The organism is Hydrogenophaga sp., from assembly GCF_031426985.1.
Taxonomy (GTDB): Bacteria; Pseudomonadota; Gammaproteobacteria; order Burkholderiales; family Burkholderiaceae_C; genus Hydrogenophaga.
In genome coordinates, this window is record NZ_JASJOY010000170.1 from 1 (window position 1) to 3,737 (window position 3,737).

A 3,737-nucleotide genomic window follows, 5' to 3' on the forward strand; every position below is an offset into this window, starting at 1 on the left:
CGGCCGTGTCGCCGTGGCCATAGACCTTGCGCAGGCCTTCGATCAGGATGCCGCCCTGGGTTGTTGTGTTCATGGTGTTCATCCGATCGCCGCGCCCGGGTCCACCTTCAGCGCCACACGGATCGCCAGCGTGCTGGCCAGCGCGCAGATGATCAGGGTGACGACCAGGCCGGTGACCGCGTCGCCTGGCAATAGCAGCACGTATTTGGGGAAGGCCGGGCCCCACACCGTGGCCGCCACCTTGCCCACCGCAAAGCCGATCAGGCCCAGGCCCAGCGCCTGCTGCAGGATCATGCCGGCGATGGTGCGGTCGCGCGTGCCGATGAGCTTGAGCACCGCGATCTCGCGCAGCTTGCCCATGGTCATGGTGTAGATGATGAAGGCCACGATGGCCGCGCTCACGACCGCCAGGATGACGAGGAACATGCCGATCTGTTTGGCCGAATTGGCGATCAGCTTGACGATCAGGATGTCTTCCATCTGGTCGCGGGTGTGCACGCTCAGGTGCTTCCAGCGCCGGATCGGCTCGGCCACCTGTTCGGCGGTGAAGCCGGGCGCGATCTGCACCAGCACCGCGTTCACGCTGCGGCTGCTGGTCTGCAGGGCCTGCACCGCTTCGAGCAGGCCGGGGCTGCCCGGGCGGTTGAAGGCCGGGTTGGCGGCGGTGCGCGCGCGCTCGTTGACGATGGCGTCGTTGTCTTTCAGGAACTGCGTTTCCTGCGCGTCCTTCATGGGCACGAACAGCATCGGGTCGCCGCCCGACGACACCATGCGCCGCGTCAGCCCCACCACGGTGTAATCGTGGCGGCGGATGCGCACCACATCGCCCAGCGCAAAGCCGGTCTTCACATCGGCCACCGCCTCGTAGTGGTTGCGCGTGATGTGGCGGCCCGCCACCAGGTAGCCGGGCGCGCCGGGCATGCCGGGCTCCATGCCAACCACCATCACGCGACTGTCCTGGCCGCCTTGCTGCACCTGCATGGTGAGGTAGGCGACGTTGGCCGCCGCCGCCACGCCCGGCATGCCGCGCACGCTGCGCACCACGTCGTCCTTGAGGCTCGACGATTCGGCGTACGGACCCTGCGTGTCTTTCTGCACCACCCACAGGTCGGCGCGGCTGTTGGACAGCAGCGCGTGCGCGTCGTCCACCATGCCGCGGTACACGCCCGCCATGGTCAGCGTCACGCCGATCAGCAGCCCCAGGCCCAGCCCGGTCAGCACGTACTTGCTCCAGCCGTGCAGGATGTCGCGGCCCGCTAGGCTGATCACTTTTTGGCCCCCGCCGGCACCAGCTGCTCCACCACCGCGATGCGCGTGCCGGGCTTGAGCGCGCTCTGGCTGTAGCGCACCACCGTGTCGCCCACGTTCAGGCCGTCCAGCACCTGCACCTGGCCGTCCAGGCCCTGCACGCCCAGCGTCACCGGCGCGAAGCTGAGCGCGCCGTCCTGGAGCCGCCACACGCCGGTGCGGCCCTCGTGCTGCACCACCGCCGCGTTGGGCAGCAGCGGGCGCTCGGCCGTGGGCGGCAGCTGCAGTGTCACCTCGGCCATCTCGCCCACCGAAGCGCCCAGCGACACGCCCGCGGGCGGCGCGTCAAACGCCACCATCGCCAGCCGCTCCTCGGTCACGGCGTCGGCCAGCGCCTCGACCCGCGTGACCTTGCCGGCCAGCGTTTCACCCGGCCGCGAGCGCAGGGTGATGCGCGCCACCAGTCCCGGTGCTAGCCCGGCGCTGCGGCCCTGGTCCACCCGCAGCTTCACCCACAGGCTGGCCGGGTCTATCAGCCGCAGCACGGCCTGGCCGGCCACCACCGTGGTGCCGGCCTCGGCCTCGCGGGCGGTCACCACCGCCGCCGCCGGTGCCACCAGTTTCAGGTTGCCGCGCTGCTGGGCCAGCGCCGCGCGCTCGGCGCGCAGCCGCGCCATGTCCTGTGCGCTGCCGCTCAGGTTGGCCTGTGCGGCGGCCACGCCCGCGCTGGCCGACGCGACCTCCTGCGACCGCGCTTCCAGCGCCCCGGCGCTGATGAAGGCCTGCCGTGCCAGGTCTTCATTGCGTTTCAGATTCGCCGCCGCCAGCGCGCGCCGCGCCTGCGCGTCGGCCACCTGCGCGCCCGCCGCCTGCTGCGCGCTCTGTGCGCGGGCGAGCGAGGCGTCCAGCGCCGCCAGCCGCTGGTCCAGGTCCACCGGGTCCATCTCGGCCAGTGGCTGGCCCGGCTGCACCGTCTGGCCCACGTCCACCTGCACGCCCAGCACGCGCCCGGCCACCGTCGGCCCGACCATCCAGCTGCGCTGCGCCTCCACCTGGCCAATGCCGAAGATGGCCGGGCTCACGCTGCCTTTTTTCACCTCGGTCACCTGCACCTTGGTGGGCGCCAGCGGCCCGGTCCGCAGCGCCACCCAGGCCAGCGCCGCGAGCAGCGCCACGGCCAGGCCGCCCAGCAGCAGCCGGCGCGAGAGTTGGGGGTTCATCTTCATGGGGTGGTCTCCTGCGTGCGCCGGGCCCGGGTGGGCGGCGCGGCAATGGCTTGTTGAAAAAGGTCAAAAACGGCCGGTGCCAGTGAGCGCATCGCGCCCACCTGGCCGCTCAGCAGCGACTGCATCACCAGCCCCTGCACCGAGCCGATGAACAGCACCGCCGCCGCCTGCAGGTCGGTGCCCGGCGCCAGCAGCCGCGCCGCCTGCGCCCGTTGCAGCAGGCCGGTGAGCAGCGTGCGGTAGGCCTGCATCAGCCCGCGCACGCGCGCCTTGAGCGGTGTGTCCTCGGGGTGCTGCAGCTCCTGAAAAATCACCCGCGGCACGCCAGGCTTCTCGACCACGAAATCCACGTGCGCCATGAACACCGCGCGCAGCGCCGCCAGCGGCTGCGTCTGCACGGCCGCCGCCGCGTGCAGGCGGGCCAGCAGGTCCTGGTGCGCGAAGTCGATCACGGCCAGCCAGATCGCTTCCTTGCTCTCGAAATGGCGGAACACCGCGCCCTGCGTGATGCCCACCGCCTGCGCCAGCGCGGCGGTGGTCACCTCGGCCGGGCTGCGCTCGGCGGCCAGCGCCAGCGCCGCGGCCACCAGTTCGGCCTGGCGGGTGTGGGTGGGTTGTTTGGTGGGCATGGGCAATTAATGTAATTGAGTAATTACTGATATTCAAGCGAAGAATCCGACGCTGCCCGGCGTCTACCATCCGGGCCATGCCGCACCACCACCCCACCTCCGGGAACCCCGCGCTCCGCGGTGGCCTGCTGGCCTTGCTCGCCGCCGCCCTGTTTGGCCTGAGCACGCCGCTCGTCCAGCGTTTCGGTCAGGGCCTCGGCCCGTTCAGCACCGCCGCGCTGCTCTACGCCGGCGCCGCGCTGGTGGCCCTGTTCCAGCGCCGCGGCGCGGGGGCTGAAGCACCGCTGCGCCGCAGCGACGCACCGCGCCTGCTGGCCATGGTGGCGGCGGGTGCGGTGATCGGCCCGGTGGCGCTGGCCTGGGGCCTGCAGCGCACCAGCGGTGCCAGCGCCTCGCTGCTGCTCACGCTCGAGGCCGTGTTCACGGCGGTGCTGGCCTGGCGCTGGTACGGCGAGGTGCTGGACGGGCGCGTCAAGACCGCCGTGGCGCTGCTGCTGGCCGGTGGCGCCCTGCTGGTGATCGACCAGGGCCTCTCGGGCCAGGTGCAGTTGCTCGGCCTGCTCGCCGTGGCCGTGGCCACCATCGCCTGGGGCGTGGACAACACCCTCTCGCGCGGCGTGGCCGAGCGCGACCC

4 protein-coding genes are annotated in these 3,737 nt (G+C 71.7%); 1 reads left to right on the forward strand and 3 read right to left on the reverse strand.

Annotated features, from left to right (window positions below; all coding sequences use genetic code 11):
- Positions 1-78: 78 nt before the first annotated feature.
- The 3 genes from RMP09_RS18335 to RMP09_RS18345 are packed head-to-tail and all read right to left on the reverse strand — an operon-like array spanning position 79 to position 3,103.
- Positions 79-1,269, reverse strand: a complete 1,191-nt coding sequence (locus RMP09_RS18335; RefSeq protein WP_310567415.1) for an ABC transporter permease — start codon at positions 1,267-1,269, stop codon at positions 79-81.
- A complete protein-coding gene (locus RMP09_RS18340; RefSeq protein WP_310567416.1) occupies positions 1,266-2,474 on the reverse strand; it encodes an efflux RND transporter periplasmic adaptor subunit in 1,209 nt (402 codons plus the stop codon). The genes RMP09_RS18335 and RMP09_RS18340 overlap by 4 nt, the downstream gene beginning before the upstream one ends.
- Positions 2,471-3,103 carry a TetR/AcrR family transcriptional regulator gene (locus RMP09_RS18345; RefSeq protein WP_310567417.1) on the reverse strand — a complete coding sequence of 211 codons (633 nt, stop codon included), beginning with the start codon at positions 3,101-3,103 and terminating at the stop codon, positions 2,471-2,473. Before RMP09_RS18345 ends, RMP09_RS18340 begins: the two co-directional genes overlap by 4 nt.
- A 77-nt stretch (positions 3,104-3,180) precedes the next feature.
- Here RMP09_RS18345 and RMP09_RS18350 point away from each other — a divergent pair.
- On the forward strand, positions 3,181-3,737 hold a 557-nt coding region (locus RMP09_RS18350), incomplete at its 3' end, for a DMT family transporter (protein WP_310567418.1).

Excerpts from the sequence above, each read along its gene's own strand:
- RMP09_RS18340 (WP_310567416.1), bottom strand. The coding sequence starts at position 2,474 with ATGAAGATGAACCCCCAACTCTCGCGCCGGCTGCTGCTGGGCGGCCTG.
- RMP09_RS18345 (WP_310567417.1), bottom strand. The coding sequence starts at position 3,103 with ATGCCCACCAAACAACCCACCCACACCCGCCAGGCCGAACTGGTGGCC.